Here is a 23,018-nt window from a genome sequence, read left to right as displayed (position 1 = left end):
CGGAGCATTGATCATTGAGCAAGCAACAAAATAAGGGTCTCACGAGATGAGACAGCGCTGATCTGAGCCCGTTGCGACACCGTTCAACCGGATCTTCCAGGTTAGAAATCCCGCTGAAACCGTCGCATCCGAGATCGGGATTCCCGAAACCCCATGGCAAGGTAGGCTCGACCGGCCATATCGTTTTCCGGCATCGAAGACACGCTCAGACTCCGCGCTCCAAGTGCATCGGCATGGGCTTCTGCCGCCCGTACCAGAGCACCCCCGACACCCCGCCCTCGCAGGTCTTTCTGGACATAGAGATGATGCAGATCCATGGCCCTTTCCCCGAACTGCGCCCGCGCGCGGGGGCACAGCATCGCGTATCCGCAAAGCGCGCCGTTCACTTCCGCAACAAGGACATGCAGCCACGGGGCCTGCCCAAGGCAATCGCGGGCCAGCGTGGCGGGGGTGACGGTCGGGGTATCGCCATGAAACCGCGCCAGGTGGCGAACCATGTCGGCCAGCGCCTCCAGATCCTGGGGCGTGACGGGGCGGATGATCGGTTGAAGGGCCATTTCCAGTACTCCGGCTTGGGCCACCGAAGCCGGGATGACATGAAAAAACCGCCTCAGGTGGCGGTCTATTCTATCTGCACATGCGTCCCGCCCGTTCTATGAGAACGCGCGATAGGTAACAGTCATTGCAGCAAGTAGGGTCATAGGTCTTTTCTGCGCTTCTCTGGCCTTGCGGTCAAGGTCGCCCCAGCTTTCATCTTGGCAAAAATACCTCAGGGGGGTGCGGGGGGAAGACCCCCCCGCGGGTCGACGCCGGCAGGCGGCGAAACCCTGTTACTCAGGCGTTCACGTCGACGACCACACGCCCACGCACGCCACCCTTGAGGATCGAGCGGCCCAGATCGGGCAGATCGGCCAGCACCGCCGGGTGCACCATGGCCTCCAGCTTGTCCATCGGCAGATCGCTCGCGATCCGCTTCCATGCGCGAAGCCGGTTCTCATAGGGCTGCATGACACTGTCGATCCCCAGCAGGTTCACACCGCGCAGCAGGAACGGAATGACCGTCGCGGGCAGCCCTGCCCCGCCAGCCAGACCCACGGCGGACACCGAGCCGCCGTATTTCATCTGGCCCAGAACCCGGGCCAGCATTGGCCCGCCCACGGCATCCACGCAACCAGCCCAGGTTTCCGATTCAAGCGGGCGCTTGACGGTTTCGTTGATCTCTTCACGCGCCACAATGCGCTTGGCGCCAAGACCCTTGAGGTAGTCCTCCTGCTCGGGCCGACCGGTGACACCGGCCACGTCATAGCCCAGATTGGCCAGGATCGCGGTCGCAACAGACCCGACACCACCGGCGGCACCTGTGACCAGCACTTCGCCCTTGTCCGGGGTCAGCCCGTGATCTTCCAGCGCCATGACCGCCAGCATCGCGGTGAACCCGGCGGTGCCGACCGCCATCGCCTGACGCGCTGTCAGCCCCTCGGGCAGCGGCACAAGCCAGTCGCCATTGACCCGCGCCTTCTGGCTGTATCCACCCCAATGCGCCTCGCCGACGCGCCAGCCGGTCAGCACGACCTTGTCGCCGGGCGCATAGCGCGCATCGTCCGATGCCTCTACGGTGCCGGCGAAGTCGATCCCCGGAACATGCGGATACTTGCGGACCAGACCGCCACCTGGCCCGATGCACAGCCCGTCCTTGTAGTTCACGGTGGAATAGTCCACGGCCACGGTGACATTGCCCTCGGGCAGATCATCCAGACCGATCTGCTCCACCGCAGCCGAGGTCTTGCCGCTCTCTTCGTCTTTTCTCACGACCAGTGCGTTGAACATCTCGATTCCTTTTCTTTTCGAAGGGCCGCCCGGAAAGGCGACCACGTGACTATCAGTTCCAGAACGCCTCGTACACGGTTGCCGCGCGCACGCCCTCGGGGGTGACAACGTCGACCTCGGTAAAGGCGTCCCAATGGGTCATGCGGATCATGCCGATCGACACGTTGGTGTTGAAATCGGGCGACCAGACCGCCGAGCTGATGTTGCCCACATGCTTGTCGCCGACCACCACGGGCCACTGCCGGTCGCAGGGCGGCACCGCATCGCCGTGGATCTCGACAGGGCGGATCTGCTGAACCGGCCCTTCCTTGGACACGCGCAACAGCGCGTCACGCCCGACGCAGCCAATGGCCGTCGCGGTGTTGCAGAAGCGGCCAAGCCCGCATTCATGGGGCGTGTTGTCGTCGGTCATGTCATTGCCGTAGGACAGCAACCCGCTCTCGATCCGCTCGATCAGGTTGGGGCATCCGGCATGCACATCCAGATCCTTGCCCGCCTCCATCAGCGCATTCCAAAGCGGCATACCGATATCCGAGCCTTCCACATAGATCTCGAACCCGCCCTGCTTGGAATAGCCCGAGCGCGCGATCACGAGGTTACGCCCTTGGAAATCGAAATGCCCGAAGCGGAAGAAGCGAATATCGCGCACCGCGTCGCCGAAGACCCGCGCCATCAGCTCATCCGCCTTGGGCCCCTGCACCGCCAGCGGCGACACGTCGGGTTCATCGACCAGCACATCCAGCCGGTAGCCATAGGCAATGCCCTTGACCCAGAGCAGCAGGTCGCTGTCGGCGATGGATATCCACCAGCGGTCTTCGGCCAGTTTCACCGCGACGGGATCGTTCAGCATGCCGCCCGTCTCATCGACGATGGGCACGTAGTAGCACTGGCCGGGCAGCATGCCCCGCAGGTCTCGCGGGGTCAGCATCTGCATCAGGCGGCCTGCATCGGGGCCTCGCAGTTCCACCTGGCGCTCACAAGCCACGTCCCAGACCTGAACGGCCTGTTTCAGATGGTGATAGTCTTCAACCACCGAGCGGAAGACCGTGGGCAGCAGCATACGGTTATAAACCGTGTAACCTTTGACGCCAGCGGCCTCGACGCCCTCGGAAAAGGGGGTGCGGCGCAGGCGGCGGGATAGGGAAATCAGAGCCATGACGGCAGACTCCAACAAGGGTGGGTGGGGAAAGCCCTTCGGGGGCCTCCTGCAGGAAACCCCCAAGGAACGTCATTCAGATCAGCGCCTTAGCGCGGACCCTTCCAGTCGATCTGGCAGATCTCGGCCGAGCGGCCATCGAAATCCCAGACCCGGCCATAGGCGCGCAGCTTGCCCTTGGAGGCAGAGGCCACGGTGATGTCGGGACCCATCCAGTACTGGGTGTTGGTAACGACCAGATCGCTGTCGGGGTCATTGCCCGCAACCGGGGTCACGACACCCTGGATCTTGCGGCCCACGGTGATGTGACGGGTCTTGCCCTCGGTCTCATAGGTGACCGGCTGACGCTCATGGCCGAGGATTTCGCCCACGAGGATCTGGAACAGGCCCGTTGTGCCCTTGGCCGCACCGGAGAAGATCGCGACCAGCGCGTCATACTGATCCTCGGTGGACCGATCGTCGATGAACAGGGCCACCTTCCAGTTGCCGCGACCCATCATGCCGGGGATCTCGATCATCAGGCCGATATTGAGACCGCTCAGGTCGATATCGCCATAGCTGCCGCTGTCTATGCGTACACCGCCCCAGGTCTGGCAGTGGCCTTCGGTCGGGGGATGTTTGCCAAGCGAAATCACGCAAGGACAAAAGACCGTACAGTTGCAGTTCAGGATCAGCTCGCCCTTGATTGCCCAGGGGACGGTGCCGATGTCGCCGTCGAGTGCCATGTGACTTACTCCTCTTTCAGATTCCATTCAGCGCGACGAAGACCGCGCCCGCCAGCAGCGCGACCCCAAGGGGCCGTGTCAGCCAGCGCCCGATATCGGGCAGTTTTTCCAGGGCCATCAGCAGGGTCGCGAGCCCCATGAAGGCGATGTTCATCACGCCGCCGACGAAGGCGAGCATCATCAGCGCCCAACAGCAGCCCAGACAGACCGCCCCGAGGCGCAAGCCGTTGCGAAACGGCCCTTCGTCATAATGCTGCATGAAGAAGGTCATCGGCGCCCGGCATTTGGACAGGCAAGCGTCCTTGAGGGGTGTAAACTGATAGGTCCCGGCCATGGCAAGGATACCCGCAGTGAGCGCCGCCGAGGCGCTGGAGCCGAACGGGTCGAGCAACTCTGCCCGGAACAGCACAAGCTGTGTTGCAGCGGCCAGCAGCGAAAACCCCAGCCAGATGACCAGATACCCGCCCACAAGCGACGAAAACCGGGTCTCTGCGCCGCTATGGGACAGATCCTCATAGGTGGCAAAGGCGGGCAGCGCCGTTGGCGCCATCATCGCCGCCGACATCAGCGCCCACATCAGTGCCATCCGGGCGAAGCCAGCGGCATCAGGGGTCAGGTTGCACAGATCGGCCCAGAAGCCCGCGCCATAGGCCCGTCCCGCCGCGCGCAGCTCTGCCGGGATCGACATGGCATAAAGCGCCGCCCATGCCGCAAGGATCAGGGCAAAGAGCGCCAGCCAGTGCGGCCCCCGCATCGCTCTGATCCGTGTTGCAAACAAGGCTGGTCCTCCCCGACTCAGGTCTTGCGTTTTAAATGTCAGACTTTTAAATGTCTGACAAATAAAATCTCGAAAGTGACGTCACGTGAAAATCGACCCCAAGAGCAGCGCCGACCTGTCAGCGCAGATCGCCAAGGCCATTCGTGACTCGATCATCGCGGGGGATCTGATCGTCGATGAACGTCTTCCGTCAGAGGCCGAACTGGCCGAGCAGTTCGATGTCTCCCGCTCCACGGTGCGCGAGGCGTTGAAGCGTCTGGCGGCGCAATCGCTCATTCGCACGCAGCGCGGGGCGTTCGGCGGGGCCTTCGTGAACCGGCTGTCCTACCCCGATGCCTACGGCCAGCAGATCACGACCTCGACCCTGCTCCTGTCAATGAACAGCGTCAGCTTCGACACGGCCTGCGAGGCGCGCTATGCGTTGGAGCGCTCCTGCGCGCCCCTGTCGGCAGAGCGTCGCACGGCCGATCACCTCGCCACGATGCGCGCCGAGATTTTCCGCCAGCAACAGCCGGGCCTGACGGATGAGGCGTTCTGCGCCTCTGACGTGGCCTTTCACCGGGCGCTTGTGGATGGGGCGGACAATCCTGTTCTGTCCTACCAGCTGGCAGGCGCCGTCGAGGCGATGCAGCCCCTGATGAACATGATCACCTTCACCGCCCGCTCTCGCGAGGCGATTGTCGCGTTGCATACGCGCATTGCTGACGCGATCGAGGCGCGGGACGGGTCCGAGGCCTGCGATGGCCTCAGCCAGTTGGAACGCTACACGGTCGAGCTTGCCCGCTCGGTCATGGCCAAGCGGGCAAACCGGGAGGCCGGTTAGTTCCGGTCGAAACTGATCGAGCCGCTCCAGGGACCGTAATCCATGGTGGTGGACCCGTTCCATTCCGAGCCGCGATAGCTTTGCAGCCCCGGGGATGCAAGCACGGTGACCGTGCCACCGGCAGAGCTGATCACACCGGAGTGGAGCGCGGCAACGCAGATATTGCTGTCATTGGTGTAGGGACCAGATCCCCAGGCAGACCCGGTATAGGGACCGGCAGGGCAACTGCACTCATGGATTTCCGCCCCCGCCGGCATCGCCCCGCAGGCGGGGATTTCCATCGACACGAGCGTAACCGTGAAACTGCGGTCATAGGAGCCCCAGGTGCTGGTTGTAATGCCGTTCTGGGTAGAGCCGGGATAGCTCTGATATCCGCCGCCCGGGGTCACGAGGATCTGCCCGCCCCCGGCACCGATCACACCCGCATGGGCAGCGGCGACACAGACATTGCTGTCGGCCGTGTAGACATTGGTGCCCCAGACCGCCCCGGTTCCGCCGCCAGAGGCGCAGGTACAGGTGGTGGGACTGTTGATGCCGATGGCATTGGTGGGACACGGGGCGGTTTGTGCGGATGCGGCGCCTGCCATGGCCATAAGGCCCGCAGCGGCAGCTGCCGCGAGGCCCGCCTTTCGAGATGTGATTGTCATATGGCTTTCCTCCCTGAGAAATGGTCGTCTAAATGCGATCCAGTCTTCTTTACCTTTCGATGCCGATCAAGCGTTTTGGTGACGATTGCCGTTGAATCGCCTGCACCGAGGGCTTATCTTAAAGCTGTCCTTTCGGGGACTATGGACATAAACGCGCTCGTAATAAGCGGATCGGACCCGGGGGCGGTACCCGGCGGCTCCACCAATATCCTTCGTTTGGGGATCATGGGGCCGAAACAGGATCGACGAACGTCTAAAGGGGTTTTGCTTTGTCTCGGCTGTCTGCCACCGTTACCGGCGAAAACAGTACAATTGCAAACGACAATCGTGCTCCGGCAATGGCTCTGGCTGCGTAAGCAGTTCGGGTCGCCGAAACTAAGCCCTTGCGCCTAGCCGCGTAAGGCGGGGTCCGCAGGCACCTGGCAACAGAAGCCTGCACTTTCCTCTCCATCAAGGCGACCGGCAAGATGGGCTTTCGAAAGCCCGTCAAAAGCGATTTCGAAACCGCTTCCCCGGTCCGGCCTCAGCCCGGTTGCAGTGCGGCCAAGGTCTCGATCAGCGGCCAGTTCCACCACAGCGCCAGCGCCCCGAGCCCGATCCCGACCGCATAGTAGATCGCATCATGCAGCGGATCCCAAGCCCTGCTGCGCGAGGCGAGCCAGCCCACCACCGGATGTGCCGCCAGCATTGCCACCCCCTGCCCCGCCAACGCACCGGGCAGACCGTAAAGCGTGATCCCCGCAACCATGCCGAAGATAACGAAGACCGCCCGCGTCGCCGCAAGCACGAAGAACCGCTTTGAATCCCCCGCCGCCAGCGCCGCCTGATCATAGGTCACGCCAATGATGGCCGGGAGCTGCACGACCGAAATCAGCACCACCATGCCACCCGCCGCGATATAGCGCGGGTCGTAGAGGAACCCGATCAGCCAGTGGCCAAGGAAGGCCGGCACCATGACCATCCCGATCATGCATGCCGTGGCCAGCATCCGCATCCGGCGCAGGCGCAGGAAGTTCTCGCGGCTCTCGCCCGGCGGGCTTTCGCGGTAGATGGGGATCATCACCTTGCGCACCACGACAGAGCCCATGAGGAACGGGAAAGACGCCCAGAAGAAGCCGATATTGTAGATCCCGAAATCATGGGTCGACAGCCAGCCACCGATCACCACCTTGTCGGCCTGCCCGATGGCAAAGCCCGCGATGGTGCTCAGAAACACCCATTTGCCGAAATGGATCAGCTCTTGCGCGGCGGCGCGTTCCCATCTCAGACGGTTGCGCTCGCCGGGCAGGAACAGGTCATAGAGAAGCACCTGCGCGATGGCCGAGATCACGCCGGAGATGACCAGTGCCCAGACCGATTGCAGCACCCAGGCCAGCCCGATTGCCACAAGCACGCCGATCACCTGCGTACCCATGTCCAGCACCGTCACCCGCCCGGCCCGCAGATGCCGGTTTGCGGTTTCGTGCCGGGTTGGGGTGAAACCCAGAACCAGTTGGGTCAGCGCGGCAACGGGCAGGTAGTAGATCAGGTCAGGTTCCCCGAAATAGACCGCCATGGGCCAGGTCAGCGCACAGGCCACCAGCCACAGGCTCACGCCCCGGATGATCTGGATCGTCCAGGCGGTGTTCAGGAAATCCCGGTCGTCGCCGCGTTTCGACTGCATGATCGCGGGGCCGACACCGACATCGGAAAACATCGCCAACCCCATCAGGAAGACCGACACCATGGCCATGACCCCGAACGCCTCGGGGAACAGCAACCGTGTCAGGATGAGGTTGGACGCCAGCCTGAGAAACTGGGAAAAGCCGAAGCCAAAGAGGTTCAGCCCGGCGCTGCGCATGGCGCGCTGCATCAGCCCCTGTCCCTGATAGAAACTCCGGATCGCCCCGATCATCTGCCCCGGCTCCAGTCCCTTGGGGCGGGAGACAGTCTCACCGCCAGCGCAACACCTGCATAGGTCAGGAACCCTAACGGATCGCGAAGTGCAAGCACCATCTTGCCCCGCGCACCGAGCGTCTGCTTATCGTCATTGGCAAGGCTCTCGGGATAGAGCCGCGCGATTTCTTCCACGCCCACATCCTGCCGCTTGCGGACCTTGATCAAAGCCCAAAAACCTTCGGCAATCGGCCAATCATAGGGCACATCCGCGAGATGCCGCTCTTCGGGCGCGAAAAGCAGCCGTACATAGGTGTCATCCGAGATGATCGGCGGAAACACCCCCCACCTCGCCCGCCCCGGTCCGTTCACGGCAAAGAGCCCGCAGCCGGGCACCCCGCTGCACATGAAGGGAACACGCGACCAGAAACGCGCATAGCGCCGCGCGGTCGCGCCCTGCCCGGTGATCCGCACGCGGCCAGAGGCATAGGCCGGGGCAGCCCGGTCCAGCGTGCGCCAAAGCGCGGCCATCAAACCGGGACCGACCGTCACATCCGCATCCAGATAGGCCCGCGCCGGAAAGGCCGCCGCCGCATCCCCGGCGTTCAGCGCGCCCGGCTTGCCAAGCCCCGGCAGGTCCAGCACCTCGAACCCCCATCCTTTCGCGCGGGCCTGATCTGCGAAGCCTGCTGCAATCCTGACGGTTTCATCGGTGCAGCCATTGGCCACCACGATCACCTCCACCGGCACCGCCAGCGGGTCGGACGCCAACAGCGCACGCAGGCAGTCACCGATCAGGGATGCTTCGTTATGGGCCGGGATGATGACCGAGATCATGACCACCCCCTTTTGCCTTTGACCTTCCAACCGTTTTTCCGCAGGTTGGACGGGGGCAGAGACGGGCAAGACAGGTCATGACCGAGACGCGACACATCGGCTATCTGGTTCCGCAATTTCCGGGCCAGACGCATATCTTCTTCTGGCGCGAGATCGCGGAGCTGGAAAAGCGTGGCGTCCTCGTGGATCTCCTGTCCACCCGCCTGCCACCTGCCGGTCTGGTGGCGCATGACTGGTCCGAACAGGCCATGGCGCGCACGACCTATCTGGGCAAGGCGGATGTCCTGGCGGGTCTCTCCGCCCTGCCCCGCTTGCCGTATCGCGAGCTGCTGAGCGAGGCGCGCGCCGAAGGCAAGGCGTTGATCAAGGATATCGCCGTCTCGATCCCTGCCGCACAACGCCTGATCCGCCATTGTCGGGCGCGGGGTATTGCCCATGTCCATGTTCATTCCTGCGGGCGCGCGGCATTGATCGCCGCGATTGCGCACCGCATGGGCGGGCCGCGCTATTCGTTGTCTCTGCACGGGCCTTTGTCCGATTACGGCCCCGGTCAGCGCTTCAAATGGCGACATGCAGAATTTGCCTCGATCATCACCGAGAAGCTGAAGGCCGAGATGCTGGCAGAGATGCCCGAAGATCTGCCTTCGCGGCTCTTCATCCAGCCCATGGGCGTTGATACCGATGTTTTGGCTCCGACCGGCCCCTACAGGCCCATATCCAAAGGGGAACCGCTTCGGCTGTTTTCCTGCGGGCGGCTCAACATCGTGAAGGGGCACCAGGATCTGATGGCGGCGGTGCGGCTGCTGCGCGATCAGGGGCGTGACGTGCAGCTCCATATCGCCGGGCAGGACGATGATGGCGGATCGGGCTACCGCAAGGTGCTTGAGGCGCGGATTGCAGAGCTTGGCCTCGCCGATCATGTCCGCCTGCTTGGCGCGGTCGATGCGGGCCGGGTGCGCGACGAAATCCGCGCCGCGCATCTTTTCGTGCTGGCAAGCTGGCATGAACCGCTTGGCGTGGCGCTGATGGAGGCGATGAGCTGCGGCACCCCCACCATCGGCACCAATGCGGGCGGCGTGCCGGAACTGATCCGCAACGGGGTGGACGCGGTGCTGGTGCCGCCCAAATCGCCAGAGGCGCTGGCGGCGGCCATTGCCGCGCTTGCCGATGACCCGAACCGCTGCGCGCAGCTTTCCGTGGCCGGGCGCGACCGCATCGTTGCCGGGTTCCACTCCGGTCGCGGGGCCGAAATGCTGATCGAGGGGGTCTGGGGCTAGGCTGGTCACGGCTCAGCTACCCTCCACCGCGTAGAACACCCCCGGTTCCTCGGAGAACTCCGCCACTTCCACATCCACCAGCCAGACCGGGCCATCGGGACCGTTCAGGATGACGCGGCCCTCCTCTTCAACCAGCGCATAGTCGGCGGCCAGACCGGGCAGAATGGCCAGATCATGGCCGCCGCCGCCATGGGCGCGATCACCGGGACCAAGGTACAGCCGGTCATTGCCATCGCCCGCCACGAACACATCGCGTTCATCCGTTCCATGCAGATCGTCGCCCCCGGCACTGCCCCATCGGTAGACACCATGGGCAAAGGCCGTGTCGCTGCGCGTCTCCCATCCGCCAGCGGTGGCGTTATAGGCCATAAGCGTGGCCCACCGGGCCGTACTGTCATCGAGATGGCGCAGCGCGCCCCAGCTTCCCCATTGGCTGGCAGCGCTGACATCGACGAAGGCATTGAAAAGCGCACCACCGCAGTCCCGCCAGCCCGTCAGAAGTTCCGCATATAGTTCAGCCATTTGCGGGGAGTAATTAAAGTCGATCAGAAAGCGCGTCAGGTCCTCGTTCCAGACATTTTCACCTAATCCCACAGCATGGGTGCCGCCCTCATACATGACCATCGAGAGGTCATGATCTGCCGCGATACCGGCATGATAGGGCAGCCAGGTCTCCACCAACTCGCCAAGGCTTCCGTCCCGCAAGGCTTCTGCCGCCAGATCGAACCCGTCCTCGCGTCCGACCCAGCTCAGAGCCTCCTCGACCCGCTCATCGCTGCCCAGTTCGGTGCCGAAATAGCCCGCAACCGCATAGGCATCGAAGCTTTCATAGGGTGCGGAGCGCCCCTCTGCCTGTGCCAGCGGAGCTTCCAGCAGCGGCACCTCCAGTCCCGGCCACGAGGTCTGCGTGGCGATCACACGGATCAGCCGATCTTCCTGTCCCTCAAAAACATCCGCCCAGATATCGGCCACCTCTGCCGCGCGCAGCCCTGCAAACTGCATCCAGGCATCACCCTCGGCCCCATCCCACCGAAGCGCGGCCATATCCGCCGCCCAATGGGCCTGCGAGAACAGAAAATTCCAGACCTCGTTCGACCATTCCGCATAGACGCGCAGATCGGGGGCCAGCCTTTCCTCCACATAAGAGGCGAAGGCGCGCACATATCGGTCGTCGGCCATATGGGGCAGCGTGAACCACGGGTCCGCACCGATCTGGTTGGCCAGCCGCACCATCACCTCGACAGGCACGCCCCGGCGCACCCAGGTGTAATCCGTCATACGCGGACGATCGGTCCAGATCACCTGTGGCGAGGCGTTGGTATCCATCCAGTCCATGAACCGGATACTGCGCAGATCGCGGATGCGCGTGATCCAGTCGGGATTGAACAGCTCCCCGAGTTCATGAAGCGGAATGTGATCGGCGCGCAGCACCACGATATCGCGGATCGGGTCGGCGGCATCAGTCGCTTCGATGCGCAGGGCAACGGGACCTTCGCCGGGGGTGAAGTCGAACCACGCCTCGTGATCGCCCATCTCGACATTCTCCACACGCCCGCCAAGCCGGAAGGTGCCGCGCCCGGCCCATGTCACGCGGTAACGCCCGGCGGCGCTGGTGGCCTCGGGCGGCAGATCGGTCAGGATGAAGCTTTCCAGAGCCACGACGCCCTCCGGCAGGCCAAGCGGCCAGCCTTCGGGCGTCAGATGATTGGACAGCTCCAGCTCGCCTGCGTCGATCCCGCCCCATTGCCTCTCCAGATGCCCGACCCAGGGCCGGGCCGAATGCATGAGATTGATGAAGGGCATCTGCGTGGACCAGTCCGACAGCCCCGTCAGCCCCATGGCCAGTGCCGGATCGGTCAGGCCGGTTTCCGGCGTCAGCCCCGCATGGTCTTCCAACGCGCTGCCTTGCGCGCGCGCCCAGATGAAGCCCGCGATATCGGTGTAGCCATCTCTCACCTGCGCATGGATACTGTCGGGCAAATCGGTCAGAACGGGCGGTTCTTCGTTGAAGATCGCCGTGTAAGTCACCAGAGCCGCAAGAAAATACAGCGTCGGCGTTCCATGCGGTGCGTCATCGAGATAGAGATCGGTGGCCTCCAGATCATCGAGCGGCCCCTCGCTGAACAGCTCCGCCAGGATCGACGCGACCGGGATCAGCGTCACATCCAGATCAGGGCGCGCCTCGCGGATCATGTCCACGTAATCGACATACCAGTCGTGATACTCCCCCCGGTTATACGCATGATACCGTCGCACGGCACGCGGGCGCGGCGGGAAGCGGTTGGAGATCAGGGCGAGATCGGACCAGCCTTCGTAGATGAAGAACCGCGCGCCTTGGGCCTGGAACTCGGTCCAGTCAAAGACCCGCAGCGTCGCCGAAAGCGGGCTGTAGCCTTGTGGATTGTCCCATTCATAGGGGGCATCCGGCGGGTTGCCCTGAACGAAATTGGCGTTGTTCAGGATGATCGTGTTGAAATTCGCCCGACGGAAGGCGAAACGCTCGGAATCCCAGATCGAGGGCACGTTCTGGAAGGACCAGTTGGGCTCTGGCGGCAATTGGTCGGCGAACTGCAAGGGCGCGCCGAAGGCCCCGTCAGCGGCAAAGCCATGCCCGCCCGCCTGCGCCAGCACAGACAGCCAATGCGGCATTGTCGTCTCGTCACTGTCCGAGACATGGTTGATCAGCGAATTGCCGTAGATGAAGGCGCGGATATCCTGTTGCTGCGCACGGGCAGGCAGCGCCGCCAGCAGGCACAGGGCCAGCGCAGCCGTAAACCTATTCAGCCGCATGGTTCTGCCTGTCCGCCATCGGTTCCGGCCGGTCATTCCGTTCCCCCAATATCCATTTGTAAACCTCTGAAATCTGGTCGGCTTTCCTGTCCCATGTAAACCGTGCGGCGACCCGACCCAACCCTGCGCGTCCAGCCTTGGCCAAAGCGGGACGATCCTGTTCCAACCGCTCCAGTTCCGCCCGGAAGCCCGCGATAATCGTTGCGCGATCCCCCAAGGGCACGGCCCAGCCAGTGCCCTCCGTCAGCAGTTCCGCCGGTCCTGCATAGTCCACGATCAGAGACGGCACGCCAAGCGCCATCGCCTCCAATACGACACCTCCGCCGAATTCGCGGATCGACGGGAAGGCCATGAGGTCGGAGCCTGCCAGAACGTCCTGAACCGCGCCGTGATCCATCCAGCCATGGAAGGTCACCGCGTCTGACACGCCAAGCGCCTCTGCCTGAGCCTTCAGCCCCGGCAGCATCGGGCCATCACCGACCATGTCGAGAACCATCCGCCCGTCGCGCAACAGCGGGCTTGCGGCCTGCAACAGCATATCGGGGCCCTTGTAGGGCACCAGCCGCCCGACGAAAGAGGCGCGAAGCGGTCCGGCACCTCCCGGCGAGGCGCGTTTGGTGAACCGTGCGGGATCAATGGCGTTTTCGGGGATGTAAAAGGTCTTTTCCCGCATCGCGGAGGGGATCTCGCATTCGGTATGGCGCGAGCCTGCGATGATCGCCGCCGCATGTTTCAATGCCCGCCTGCGCCCCGGCAGCGCCTTGTAGGCCCCGCGAATGTAGCTCAGCCATTCCTTTTCCTGCCGCCGTTCGGCATCGAATTCCTTCGGCCAGGGCACACCGCCATTCAGGGGCCCGAGCACGAAACGCACGCCCGCGCGGGCACATTTCGCAGCGAGCGGGCTGGAAATGGTCGGCGAGAGCGGCGTGATCCGGTGGACGATGTCATAACGCCCTGCCCTGATTTCCGCCCCAAACTGCCGCCACACCAGCCGTTCGAAATGCGGATAGGACAGCGCGTTGATCAGTTGTAGCGTGGTCCAGCCCTTGCCGCCGCCGCCCCTCAGCTTCTCACCGATGGCCCAGAGCGGGCGCGCGAAGGCCTCGGAATCGATGGCGGTGAAGTCCCGTCCTTCTACCAGACCGGCCCGCAGGATCGCCTCGCGGTTTCTGACCTGCGTGACAAGATGCACATCGGCCACGCCCGCCAAGGCACGCGACAGCGACCAGCCGATCAGCGGCACGCTGACCCATTCGGGATTGGCGGCCTCGGCAATAATAAGGATGCGGGGGTGATGCTGGGTCATTGGCGCACCTACAAAACCGTTCGCAAGGGTGTCAGAACCTTGCGCCGCCGGGCGGTCTGGACCTGTTCGGAATACCCCAGCAAGGCCCCGGCAAAGAGAAAGCTCATCGGGGTCAGCGTCGCATTGGGGATCATGTCGATCACGTTGATCGCCAGGATCAGCACCGCGCCGCCCACCCAAGGCGGCACCTCGGGACCGATCGCCGCCACGCGCCACCAGACAAGGAAGATCGGCAGGGTCAGCAACCCGAATTCGGCTAGGAAGCCGGCCCATCCATAAACCCCGATGGTGATGATCCAGCGGCCATCGGTGGTGGTCAGGATCTCCCCGGTCGCGCCATCGTAGATCTGGTTGCGCCCCCATGTACCCCAGCCGAAGACAGGTCTCTCCATGGCCCTGTCGATCAGGATGTTTTCATTGTCCAGCCGGAAACGCAGGGAATTGGCGCGGTCTTCGTCGACGCTTTCGGCCAGTTCCAGAATGTCGGCTTCGGGGATGAGATGAAAGCTCTTGAGGGCGGGATATGCCAGCACCAGACAGGCCAGCAGCATGGCCACGCGAAACTGCATCCGGCTGCCGAAGAACAGCAGAACCGGGGCGAAGGCCGCGGCATAGAGGATCGAGGCCATGGATTTGCACAGGATCAACACAAGGCCCAGATAGGCCGCCGCCGCCCACCATAGCAGCGCCCGGCGGCTGCGGTCGCTGCGCGCGATGGTGATGGCCGACAAGAACGCCGTCAGCGCAAGGAAGGCCGCCCAAAGCCCATGATAGAGGAACACGATGGGACGGAAGCCATCGCCGCGGATCATCTGTTCGAAGGAATGCTGGAAATAGCCGTAGATCCAGATATTGAGCTGTGGGCTGAGCCTTACCTCCAGCAGCATCGGCAGCGAATAGACCAGCCCCGCCAGCAACATCGCCCAGAGCAGATCGCGAATATCTTCATCGCTGCGCAGGAAATCGCGCGCCAATAGCAGAGGCGAGATCAGCAGCGCCTGGTTGATGCATTGGGCCACGGCCTCGCGGATGCGCAGGGGCGGCAGGGTGAAACTGTCGAAATAGACCGGGTCCATATTGGTCAGAACGGTGCCGAAGGGGCTGAAGATGAACAGCAGCACCAGGGCCCGGGCGGTCTTGTTTTCCGGCAGGAAGCGCAGTTCGCCCCGGAACATGACCAAACAGGTAAACAGCGCCGCCAGCCCGGGAATGGTCTGCTTGGTCAGGGGCGGCATCAGCGGAAAGTCGAACCCTGCCGGTTCGGGGGGCAGGAACAGGTAGCCAAGGATCAGTGACGCCAGCAGCGCACGCCCTCTGGGCAGCCTGACGAACAGCCAGACCACGACCACCGGGTAGATCACCAGTGCAAGAGATGCGAGCGCGTTCGGCATGCCTGTATTCTGTTAACCTTTGTAGCTCATCGTCATGTTAATGCCCGGATTCCCCTCTAGATGGGGGTTCAACACGGGGTATACCCGGAACTTGGGGCAGAAATATGCCCCGCTGGCAGATTGAGGGCAAAGGGCATTGGAATGAGCCTGGGCAGCGACAGACGGCTGAAGATCGCCTATCTGTGCGATTTCGATCCCCGCGATCCGACGCTCTATTCGGGCGGCAATGCGCGTATGCTTGCGGCCCTCGAGACCCATGCCGGAGAGGTCACCGTTCTGCCGCAGGACTGGGGTTTGGCAGAGCCCCTGCGCCGCGCCGTTCTGGCCGCGCCCGAGGCCTTCAGCATCCGCGCCCGGTGGCGGCTGCACCTGATGCTGTCCCGCCTCATTTCCCGGCGGGTGCGCAAGGTTCTGGCCACAGATCGCTTCGACGTGCTGTTCGGGGCCTATTCCTTCCACTCGCTGCACCGTCTGCGCCTGCCCTACCCGATGGTCACGGCCTACAGCTCGGACGCGACGCCGACAACCTACAAGCAATCCGTTGTGGGGCAGAGCTTCGGGTCGTGGTTTTCCCCGGCGCGCGTGATGGACCCTCTGATCGAAGCCGCCGAGCGGCGCACGTTTCGCAGGCTCGACCTTGCGCTTTGGCCCTCGGACTGGCTGACAGGTGCCGTGAACGCGCGCTATGGCCTGCCCCCCGACCGTTCGCTGACCGTGTCCTGGGGAGCAAATGTGCCCGATCCCGGCACGGCCAGCACCGCCGCCCTTACACAGGGCGGGCCAGTCGATATCCTTCTTGTCGGGCGCGACTGGACCGCGAAGGGAGGCTGGACGACGGCAGCAACTGTCGCAGCATTGCGCGACCGGGGCGTCGATGCCCGGCTGACCGTGATCGGCTGCACGCCGCCGCCCGAGATCGGCCGGGACGGACTGACCGTCCACCCCTACCTGGACAAGTCCAAACCGGAAGATCTTCGGATCTTTCATGATTGCTTTCGCCGCGCCCATTTCCTGTTGATGCCGTCGATGGAATCCTATGGCTTCGCCTTCTGCGAGGCGTCCGCCTATGGCTTGCCGTCGCTCTGCCTCGATGTCGGCGGCATTCCTGTCTGGAATGGCATAAACGGCGATGCCCTGCCTCCCGCTGCCGGGCCCGAGGACTTCGCGCAGGTCATCCAGGGCTACATGGACACCCCCAAGCGTCATGCTGCCCTGCGCATCAGCGCAAGGCAGGCCTACGAGGACAGGCTGAACTGGGATAGCTGGGGTCGCACCGTGGCGGGTCTGCTGCGGGATGCGGTCAGTGCCCGGTCCCGCGCAGCACCACCCCGAATGTCCGGCCAATGATCGCCAGATCGGTTCGCAGCGACAGGGTGCGGTAGTAAGCCTGATCATAGCCCGCACGCTCATGAAAGCTGCTTTCATTGCGGCTGGAGGTTTGCCAGTAACCGGTGATGCCGGGGCGCATGACATAATATTCCGTCCCCGGATACAGCGCGCGCTGGTTGCGCATCATCGGACGCGGGCCAACGATCGACATATCACCAGTCAGCACGTTCCACAGCTGCGGCAGTTCATCCAGCGACGTACGGCGCAGGAACTGGCCGAACCGGGTGATCCGGGGGTCGTTCTTCAGCTTCTGGTGGCGGTCCCATTCGGCGCGGGCCTCGGGGTTTTTTGACAGGTAGCCTTCCAGCACCTGATCCGCGCCCATGACCATGGTCCGCAGTTTCCACATGCCGAAGACGCGGCCGTTCATGCCGATGCGTTCCTGCCGGTAGAACGGCGAGCCGCCCTCACGCAGGATGAGAACCAGAGCCGAGACCAGAACGATCAGGGCCGCGGGCAGGGCCGCAAGCAGTACGATGGCGATGTCCAGAATGCGCTTGGCGTGCTGCCGATAGACTGACCGGGTTTGAATAAACCGGATCGGCACCACCGCATGCGGTGCCTCATCCTGGCTGTAAAGGCCGAAACGCTCATACATCGACAACACCCTCCTAAAGGGGGGCGACCGTTTCCGGTCGCGACAGACAGCGCTTCCCTGCCCCGCCAGCGACTTCTGGCGCGGTTTAGAAAGTCATTCAGGTTTTGGGTGCGGAAAGGCGCAGATGAGTAACCGGGCCCCCCCGGGTCGCGATCAGTCCATCCCCACCTTTTAATGCTGCTAACCGGGTGGCAGTCCGACAATGCAGCACCGTCAAGTCATGGCCGACCAGCGCTTTCGCACAGCCGTAAATTGGCATTTGTGGCATAATTTCGTCAATTTCATTTTGCCAACTTCTACCTATGCGTGTGTGGGTAAATTGGGCGCAATTGTGGCAACGACCTTGGGAAAAAACCCTTCAATATCAGTGATCGCGACAGGAGTCACAATGCCGCCGCGCAATTATTGTCTCAGCCTTGGAAACAGTGATTGAGAGATGGGACAATTTTAGGTTGTATTTCGCATGTCGCCCTGTCCATTTGGTCAGGTTTGTCTTTCGGAGCGGAAACAGACGCATGCAAGTTTCAAGCGCCGGGGATCTTCCGCTCGAAAGCGTCAATACGTGGCAAAACCATGGCTTGTTTCCGGCTTCAAGACGCTGAAAGCAGGACAAATAGTTTTCATGGTTAACGTAACTCTCCTTAAGGTTGCACAATGTGGCGAAACAATGGCGCAATCCGCGCCTCTTTGTCCCTGATTACGCTGTATTTCGCCACAATCTGATTCGCGGGTCGAAAGCTAGCGCACCGGAAAACCCGGCTTTTTCTCGGTTTTTCGTTAAAAAGCCCAAGCTTTTCGCCGGGTCGCTTGCCCCTGACGCCGCGCCCCATTCCCGCCACGATTCTCGCCTTGTCCTTGATACGGGCGGCGACCATGCCCATAACCTGCCACAGACACCCTGAACCGGAGACATCATGCCCGAGCTTGAGCCCACTCTTGACGCATCCTTCTACCTGACGGCAGGCGCCATCCTTGCTCTTCTTTTGCTATCCGCCTTCTTCTCCGGCTCGGAAACCGCTCTGACTGCGGCGTCCCGTGGCAAGCTACGCTCTCAGGCCGATCGCGGGTCAAAGGCGGCAGAACGCGCGCTGCATCTGACCGAGGACAGCGAACGGCTGATCGGATCGGTCCTGCTTGGCAACAACCTGGTCAACATCCTGGCCGCATCGCTGGCCACCTCGCTTTTCACCCGCGCCTTCGGGGAAAGTGGCGTGGCGCTGGCGACGCTGGTGATGACCTTGCTGGTGCTGGTCTTCGCCGAGGTTCTGCCCAAGACCTATGCCATCACAAATGCCGAAAAAGCCGCCTCGGCGGTCAGCCCGGTCATCAAGGTTGTGATCCTTGTCTTCTCGCCCGTGGTGGCGACGGTTCAGGTGCTGGTGCGCGGGATGCTGCGGATGTTCGGCGTGCAGGCCGACCCCGACAGCAAGGTGCTGTCCGCCCATGAGGAAATCGCCGGTGCCATAACGCTTGGCCATTCCGAAGGCGTGGTGGAAAAGGAACATCGCGACCGGCTGCTCGGCGCGCTCGATCTGGGCGACCGCACGGTTGAGGAGATCATGCTGCATCGCTCCAATATCGAGATGATCGACGCCGACGCGGATGGGGAAACCATCCTCAGCCAGCTTCTGCATTCCCCCTATACCCGCCTGCCCGTCTATCGTGGCGACCCGGAAAACATCATCGGCCTTGTCCACGCAAAAGACGTGCTGCGGGCCATGGACAGGCTGGTGCGGGGGCCTGACGCCTCCGAGGCGGGGCTGGCGGCGTTTTCCGTCACCGACGTGGCGATGAAGCCCTATTTCGTGCCGGAAACCACCACGCTGGATGACCAGATGCGCCAGTTCCTGCGCCGCCACACCCATTTTGCGCTCGTCGTGGATGAATATGGCGCGCTGCAGGGGCTGATTACGCTGGAAGATATTCTGGAAGAGATCGTGGGCGAGATCACCGACGAGTTTGACGTGGAAGAAGTGGTGAACCTGACGCCCGGCCCGGATGGCAGCTACCTGATCGAAGGCGGCATGACGATCCGCGATCTCAATCGGGCGACCGACTGGAACCTGCCCGACGAAGAGGCGAACACGGTGGCGGGGCTGGTCATCCACGAAGCGCAGATGATTCCCGAAACGGGCCAGGTATTTTCGTTTCACGGGTTCCGTTTCGAAGTGGCTGAACGGCAGCAGAACCGCCTGACACAGCTTCGGGTGCGCAAGCTGCTTTAAGACGAGAGTGATTTCGCCGCGCCTTCGGCGCGTCGACCCGCCGGGGGCGCTGCCCCCGGTAAGGGGCGCGGGCTGTTTCGCCGTGGCTGCGCCACGTCGACCGGCGCGGCCAGCGTGTCGCGTGCCGCGCGCCCAAAATGCTCTTCCAAGAGCATTCCGCCGAGGGGGCTCCGCCCCCGTCGCTGACGCGACTCCCCCGAGGTATTTTTGCCAAGATGAAAGCGGATGTCGTTTTTGGGCTTGAAGGGACGCGCCCTCGGGAATTTGCTGCGCGAAACGGTCCAATGGGAGAGACGGTCATGAAGACAAGCACCAGGGTATGTGTGATCGGTGGCGGGGTTGTGGGCTGCTCGGTGCTCTATCACCTGACCAAGCTTGGCTGGTCGGACGTGATGCTTGTGGAACGGTCCGAACTGACATCTGGGTCCACATGGCACGCCGCGGGCGGCTTTCACACGCTGAATGGCGATACGAACATGGCCGCGCTGCAGGGCTACACGATCCGGCTTTATCGCGAGTTGGAGGCGCTGACCGGCATGTCCTGCGGGTTGCACCATGTGGGCGGCGTGACGCTGGCCGATACGCCCGAACGTTTCGACATGCTGAAAGCGGAACGCGCCAAGCATCGGTTCATGGGGCTGGAAACCGAGATCCTGAGCCCCGAGGAGATCAAGGCGATTGCGCCGATCACCAATGTGGAAGGGGTTCTGGGCGGGCTCTACGATCCGCTCGACGGGCATCTCGACCCCTCCGGCACGACGCATGCCTATGCCAAAGCGGCCCGGATGGGGGGCGCCACGATCGAAACCCATTGCATGGTGCGCGAGACCAATCCGCGGGCCGATGGCAGTTGGGACGTGGTGACCGACAAGGGCACGATCCATGCGGAGCATGTGGTGAATGCGGGCGGGCTTTGGGCGCGGGAGGTGGGCGCGATGGCGGGCTGTTACCTGCCGCTGCACCCGATGGAGCATCAGTATCTCGTCACCGACGACCTGCCGGAGATCTACGAACGCGAGGTGGAACACCCCCATGTGATGGACCCGGGCGGAGAGAGCTATCTGCGTCAGGAAGGCCGGGGGCTTTGTATCGGATTCTATGAACAGCCCTGCAAACCCTGGGCCGTGGGCGGGACGCCCTGGGAATTCGGGCACGAACTGCTGCCCGATGATTACGACAAGATCGAGGATTCGATCGCCTTCGCCTATCGCCGCTATCCGATCCTGGAACGCGCCGGGGTGAAGACCGTCATTCACGGCCCCTTCACCTTTGCCCCCGATGGCAACCCGCTGGTGGGGCCGGTCCCGGGCCTGCGCAACTACTGGTCGGCCTGCGGGGTGATGGCTGGGTTCAGCCAAGGCGGTGGCGTGGGCCTGACGCTGGCGCAATGGATGGTCGAGGGCGAGCCGGAGCGCGATGTCTTCGCCATGGATGTGGCGCGGTTCGGGCGCTGGATCACGCCGGGCTATACCCTGCCCAAGGTCATCGAGAACTACCAGAACCGCTTTTCCGTCACCTACCCGAACGAGGAACTGCCCGCCGCGCGACCCTTCCGCACGACGCCCATGTACGAGATCTTCGACCGCATGGGCGCGGTTTGGGGGCAGCAATATGGGCTGGAAGTGCCCAATTACTTCGCCGAAGGGGATGAACCGCGCTACGAGACGCCGTCGTTCCGCCGCTCCAACGCCTTTGAGGCCACCGCGCGGGAAGTCATGGCGGTGCGCGGGGCCGTAGGCATCAACGAGGTGCAGAATTTCGGCAAATACAGCGTGACGGGGGCGGATGCACGGGCCTGGCTCAACCGGATCATGGCGGGGCGTATTCCAAAACCCGGGCGGATGAGCCTGACACCGATGTTGGCCCCCTCCGGTCGGCTCATTGGCGACTTCACCGTGGCCTGCCTGTCGGAGACGGAATTCCGCCTGACGGCAAGCTATGGCGCGCAGGATTTCCATATGCGCTGGTTCGAGGGGCAGCTTTCGGGCGATGTGCGGGTCGAGAATATCTCGGACCGCTCCACCGGCTTCCAGATCGCAGGGCCACGCGCACGCGACTTGCTGGCCGAGGTCACGCGGGCGGATGTGTCGAACGACGCCTTCCGCTTCCTTGATGTGAAGCGGCTCTCTATCGGCATGATGGAGGCCACGGTGCAGCGGGTGAGTTACACCGGCGACCTCGGCTATGAAATCTATGTCGACGCCATGGAGCAGCGCGCCCTGTGGCATCTGCTTTGGGAGGCGGGGCAGGAATTTGGCCTCAAACCCTTCGGGATGCGCGCAATGATGAGCCTCAGGCTCGACCGGTTCTTCGGCTCCTGGATGCGGGAATTTTCGCCCGACTACATGCCTGGCGAAACCGGGATGGACCGGTTCATCCAATGGGACAAGGCGTTCATCGGCAAGGAGGCCGCCGAGAAGGAGCGCGCGGAAGGGCCTGCACGCAGGCTTTGCAGCTTCATCGTCGAGGCCGGGGATGCCGATGTGGTCGCCTATGAACCGATCTGGCTCGATGGAAGCGTGCAGGGGTTCTGCACCTCGGGCGGCTTTTCGCATTACGCGGGCAAGTCGGTGGCCTTCGGGTTTGTGCCGACCGAGCGGGCCGTCGAAGGGCTGGAGGTCGAGATCGAGATTCTCGGTGAAATGCACAAGGCGCGGCTGGTGACGGAGATGCTGTTCGACGCAGATGGCGCAAGGATGCGCGGATGAGCGATGCGGTGATCCTGCTGCTGGCAGCCGGGGCATCGTCGCGCATGCGGGGGGCCGACAAGCTGCTGGAGGAGGTTGGGGGCGAACCGCTTCTGACCGTCATGGCGCGGCGCGGGGCCAAGGCCGGGCCGTTGCGCGTGACCCTGCCCGAAGGGAACGCCGCGCGGGCAGAGGCGCTGGACGGGATCGACTGCGAGATCGTGACCCTGCCCGCGGGTTGCGACCAGTCGCAGTCGCTGGCGGCCGGGGTTGCGGGGCTGTCCGGCCCGGTGCTCGTGATGCTGGCCGATATGCCCGAGGTCACCGCCCATGACCTGCATTTGCTGCTGGCCCTGTCACGGCAAGCTCCCAATGCCATCCTGCGCGCCGCAGACGCGGACGGGACGCCCGGAAACCCGGTTATGTTTCCAGCCGACCTGCTGCCCGCGCTTCAGCAGATCAAGGGTGACAAGGGCGCGCGCGGGCTTCTGAAACAGCATGCGGCGCGGGTGCATCTGGTGCCCCTGCAAGGCCAGCGCGCGCTGACCGATCTGGACACGCCCGAAGACTGGGCCGCCTGGCGCGCGGCACAATCCCGATAAAAATGGGGCGGCACGAGCCTTCGCGCCGCCCCAGTCCGGGTCCGGGGAGAGGATCTGCCCCCTCTCCCCCCGTATCCCTGCTGCA

General features: G+C 63.3%; 18 protein-coding genes and 1 other RNA gene. 7 read left to right on the top strand and 12 right to left on the bottom strand.

Annotation, left to right across the window (positions count from 1 at the left end):
- Positions 1-101: 101 nt before the first annotated feature.
- The 5 genes from ACOOEX_RS08465 to ACOOEX_RS08445 all read right to left on the bottom strand — a co-directional run bounded on the left by ACOOEX_RS08465 (position 102) and on the right by ACOOEX_RS08445 (position 4,462).
- Positions 102-557 (bottom strand): GNAT family N-acetyltransferase, encoded by a 456-nt coding sequence (locus tag ACOOEX_RS08465; protein ID WP_420397988.1) that lies wholly within the window; start codon positions 555-557, stop codon positions 102-104.
- Between the two features lie 277 nt (positions 558-834).
- Positions 835-1,827: an acryloyl-CoA reductase gene (acuI, locus tag ACOOEX_RS08460; RefSeq protein ID WP_420397987.1), complete on the bottom strand. Its 993-nt coding sequence runs from the start codon at positions 1,825-1,827 to the stop codon at positions 835-837.
- A 52-nt stretch (positions 1,828-1,879) separates the two neighbouring features.
- On the bottom strand, positions 1,880-2,983 hold the full coding sequence (locus ACOOEX_RS08455) for a dimethylsulfoniopropionate demethylase (protein ID WP_071689695.1): 1,104 nt from the start codon (positions 2,981-2,983) through the stop codon (positions 1,880-1,882).
- Between the two features lie 89 nt (positions 2,984-3,072).
- Positions 3,073-3,708 (bottom strand): DUF1326 domain-containing protein, encoded by a 636-nt coding sequence (locus tag ACOOEX_RS08450; RefSeq protein ID WP_071689694.1) that lies wholly within the window; start codon positions 3,706-3,708, stop codon positions 3,073-3,075.
- 16 nt (positions 3,709-3,724) lie between these two features.
- Complete coding sequence (locus tag ACOOEX_RS08445) at positions 3,725-4,462, bottom strand: DUF2182 domain-containing protein (protein WP_420397986.1); 738 nt, start codon at positions 4,460-4,462, stop codon at positions 3,725-3,727.
- 109 nt (positions 4,463-4,571) lie between these two features.
- Between ACOOEX_RS08445 and ACOOEX_RS08440 the strand changes: the two genes are divergently transcribed.
- Entirely contained in the window at positions 4,572-5,309 is a 738-nt protein-coding gene (locus ACOOEX_RS08440; protein WP_420397985.1) for a FadR/GntR family transcriptional regulator, read from the top strand.
- On the opposite strand, the gene ACOOEX_RS08435 is transcribed toward ACOOEX_RS08440, so the two are convergent.
- A complete protein-coding gene (locus ACOOEX_RS08435; RefSeq protein ID WP_420397984.1) occupies positions 5,306-5,956 on the bottom strand; it encodes an LCCL domain-containing protein in 651 nt (216 codons plus the stop codon). The genes ACOOEX_RS08440 and ACOOEX_RS08435 overlap by 4 nt on opposite strands.
- Positions 5,957-6,043: 87 nt before the next feature.
- On the opposite strand from ACOOEX_RS08435, the gene ssrA reads away from it, so the two are divergent.
- Positions 6,044-6,396: a transfer-messenger RNA gene (gene ssrA / locus ACOOEX_RS08430) on the top strand.
- A gap of 83 nt (positions 6,397-6,479) precedes the next feature.
- Here ssrA and ACOOEX_RS08425 read toward each other — a convergent pair.
- Both ACOOEX_RS08425 and ACOOEX_RS08420 read right to left on the bottom strand, forming a co-directional pair.
- Positions 6,480-7,850 (bottom strand): oligosaccharide flippase family protein, encoded by a 1,371-nt coding sequence (locus ACOOEX_RS08425; RefSeq protein ID WP_420397983.1) that lies wholly within the window; start codon positions 7,848-7,850, stop codon positions 6,480-6,482.
- Positions 7,847-8,668, bottom strand: coding sequence for a glycosyltransferase (locus tag ACOOEX_RS08420; protein WP_420397982.1), 822 nt, complete (start codon positions 8,666-8,668; stop codon positions 7,847-7,849). The genes ACOOEX_RS08425 and ACOOEX_RS08420 overlap by 4 nt, the downstream gene beginning before the upstream one ends.
- Before the next feature lie 77 nt (positions 8,669-8,745).
- On the opposite strand from ACOOEX_RS08420, the gene epsE reads away from it, so the two are divergent.
- Positions 8,746-9,945, top strand: coding sequence for an exopolysaccharide biosynthesis GT4 family glycosyltransferase EpsE (gene epsE / locus ACOOEX_RS08415; RefSeq protein WP_420397981.1), 1,200 nt, complete (start codon positions 8,746-8,748; stop codon positions 9,943-9,945).
- Between the two features lie 12 nt (positions 9,946-9,957).
- On the opposite strand, the gene ACOOEX_RS08410 is transcribed toward epsE, so the two are convergent.
- Genes ACOOEX_RS08410 through ACOOEX_RS08400 form a run of 3 tightly spaced genes read right to left on the bottom strand, consistent with a single transcriptional unit; the run spans position 9,958 to position 15,432 of the window.
- The gene (locus ACOOEX_RS08410) at positions 9,958-12,735 is read right to left on the bottom strand and encodes a calcium-binding protein (RefSeq protein ID WP_420397980.1); all 2,778 of its coding nucleotides are present in this window, start codon (positions 12,733-12,735) and stop codon (positions 9,958-9,960) included.
- Positions 12,722-14,041, bottom strand: coding sequence for a glycosyltransferase family 4 protein (locus ACOOEX_RS08405; RefSeq protein ID WP_420397979.1), 1,320 nt, complete (start codon positions 14,039-14,041; stop codon positions 12,722-12,724). Before ACOOEX_RS08405 ends, ACOOEX_RS08410 begins: the two co-directional genes overlap by 14 nt.
- A gap of 8 nt (positions 14,042-14,049) precedes the next feature.
- Positions 14,050-15,432 carry a hypothetical protein gene (locus ACOOEX_RS08400; RefSeq protein ID WP_420397978.1) on the bottom strand — a complete coding sequence of 461 codons (1,383 nt, stop codon included), beginning with the start codon at positions 15,430-15,432 and terminating at the stop codon, positions 14,050-14,052.
- 141 nt (positions 15,433-15,573) lie between these two features.
- On the opposite strand from ACOOEX_RS08400, the gene ACOOEX_RS08395 reads away from it, so the two are divergent.
- The gene (locus tag ACOOEX_RS08395) at positions 15,574-16,779 is read left to right on the top strand and encodes a glycosyltransferase family 4 protein (RefSeq protein WP_420397977.1); all 1,206 of its coding nucleotides are present in this window, start codon (positions 15,574-15,576) and stop codon (positions 16,777-16,779) included.
- Here ACOOEX_RS08395 and ACOOEX_RS08390 read toward each other — a convergent pair.
- Positions 16,733-17,419: a sugar transferase gene (locus tag ACOOEX_RS08390; RefSeq protein ID WP_420397976.1), complete on the bottom strand. Its 687-nt coding sequence runs from the start codon at positions 17,417-17,419 to the stop codon at positions 16,733-16,735. The two genes, ACOOEX_RS08395 and ACOOEX_RS08390, sit on opposite strands and share 47 nt — an antisense overlap.
- 914 nt (positions 17,420-18,333) lie before the next feature.
- Between ACOOEX_RS08390 and ACOOEX_RS08385 the strand changes: the two genes are divergently transcribed.
- From ACOOEX_RS08385 to ACOOEX_RS08375, 3 genes are all read left to right on the top strand, one after another.
- The gene (locus tag ACOOEX_RS08385; RefSeq protein WP_420397975.1) at positions 18,334-19,644 is read left to right on the top strand and encodes an HlyC/CorC family transporter; all 1,311 of its coding nucleotides are present in this window, start codon (positions 18,334-18,336) and stop codon (positions 19,642-19,644) included.
- A 299-nt stretch (positions 19,645-19,943) separates the two neighbouring features.
- Positions 19,944-22,352: a GcvT family protein gene (locus ACOOEX_RS08380; protein ID WP_420397974.1), complete on the top strand. Its 2,409-nt coding sequence runs from the start codon at positions 19,944-19,946 to the stop codon at positions 22,350-22,352.
- Entirely contained in the window at positions 22,349-22,933 is a 585-nt protein-coding gene (locus ACOOEX_RS08375) for a nucleotidyltransferase family protein (RefSeq protein ID WP_420397973.1), read from the top strand. Before ACOOEX_RS08380 ends, ACOOEX_RS08375 begins: the two co-directional genes overlap by 4 nt.
- Positions 22,934-23,018 lie beyond the last annotated feature (85 nt).

The organism is Nioella sp. (assembly GCF_965215655.1).
Taxonomy (GTDB): domain Bacteria; phylum Pseudomonadota; class Alphaproteobacteria; order Rhodobacterales; family Rhodobacteraceae; genus Nioella.
The sequence above is the reverse complement of the archived record's forward strand: the minus strand, read 5'-3'. Positions and strand labels throughout refer to the sequence as shown.

What these genes read in the sequence shown, in the direction of transcription:
- ACOOEX_RS08420 (WP_420397982.1), bottom strand. Translation starts at nt 8,668, where the DNA reads ATGATCTCGGTCATCATCCCGGCCCATAACGAAGCATCCCTGATCGGT.
- ACOOEX_RS08465 (WP_420397988.1), bottom strand. Translation starts at nt 557, where the DNA reads ATGGCCCTTCAACCGATCATCCGCCCCGTCACGCCCCAGGATCTGGAG.
- ACOOEX_RS08390 (WP_420397976.1), bottom strand. Translation starts at nt 17,419, where the DNA reads ATGTATGAGCGTTTCGGCCTTTACAGCCAGGATGAGGCACCGCATGCG.
- ACOOEX_RS08375 (WP_420397973.1), top strand. Translation starts at nt 22,349, where the DNA reads ATGAGCGATGCGGTGATCCTGCTGCTGGCAGCCGGGGCATCGTCGCGC.
- ACOOEX_RS08385 (WP_420397975.1), top strand. Translation starts at nt 18,334, where the DNA reads ATGCCCGAGCTTGAGCCCACTCTTGACGCATCCTTCTACCTGACGGCA.
- ACOOEX_RS08435 (WP_420397984.1), bottom strand. Translation starts at nt 5,956, where the DNA reads ATGACAATCACATCTCGAAAGGCGGGCCTCGCGGCAGCTGCCGCTGCG.
- ACOOEX_RS08380 (WP_420397974.1), top strand. Translation starts at nt 19,944, where the DNA reads ATGAAGACAAGCACCAGGGTATGTGTGATCGGTGGCGGGGTTGTGGGC.
- ACOOEX_RS08410 (WP_420397980.1), bottom strand. Translation starts at nt 12,735, where the DNA reads ATGCGGCTGAATAGGTTTACGGCTGCGCTGGCCCTGTGCCTGCTGGCG.
- acuI (WP_420397987.1), bottom strand. Translation starts at nt 1,827, where the DNA reads ATGTTCAACGCACTGGTCGTGAGAAAAGACGAAGAGAGCGGCAAGACC.
- ACOOEX_RS08400 (WP_420397978.1), bottom strand. Translation starts at nt 15,432, where the DNA reads ATGCCGAACGCGCTCGCATCTCTTGCACTGGTGATCTACCCGGTGGTC.
- ACOOEX_RS08445 (WP_420397986.1), bottom strand. Translation starts at nt 4,462, where the DNA reads ATGCGGGGGCCGCACTGGCTGGCGCTCTTTGCCCTGATCCTTGCGGCA.
- ACOOEX_RS08455 (WP_071689695.1), bottom strand. Translation starts at nt 2,983, where the DNA reads ATGGCTCTGATTTCCCTATCCCGCCGCCTGCGCCGCACCCCCTTTTCC.
- ACOOEX_RS08405 (WP_420397979.1), bottom strand. Translation starts at nt 14,041, where the DNA reads ATGACCCAGCATCACCCCCGCATCCTTATTATTGCCGAGGCCGCCAAT.
- epsE (WP_420397981.1), top strand. Translation starts at nt 8,746, where the DNA reads ATGACCGAGACGCGACACATCGGCTATCTGGTTCCGCAATTTCCGGGC.
- ACOOEX_RS08450 (WP_071689694.1), bottom strand. Translation starts at nt 3,708, where the DNA reads ATGGCACTCGACGGCGACATCGGCACCGTCCCCTGGGCAATCAAGGGC.
- ACOOEX_RS08425 (WP_420397983.1), bottom strand. Translation starts at nt 7,850, where the DNA reads ATGATCGGGGCGATCCGGAGTTTCTATCAGGGACAGGGGCTGATGCAG.
- ACOOEX_RS08395 (WP_420397977.1), top strand. Translation starts at nt 15,574, where the DNA reads ATGAGCCTGGGCAGCGACAGACGGCTGAAGATCGCCTATCTGTGCGAT.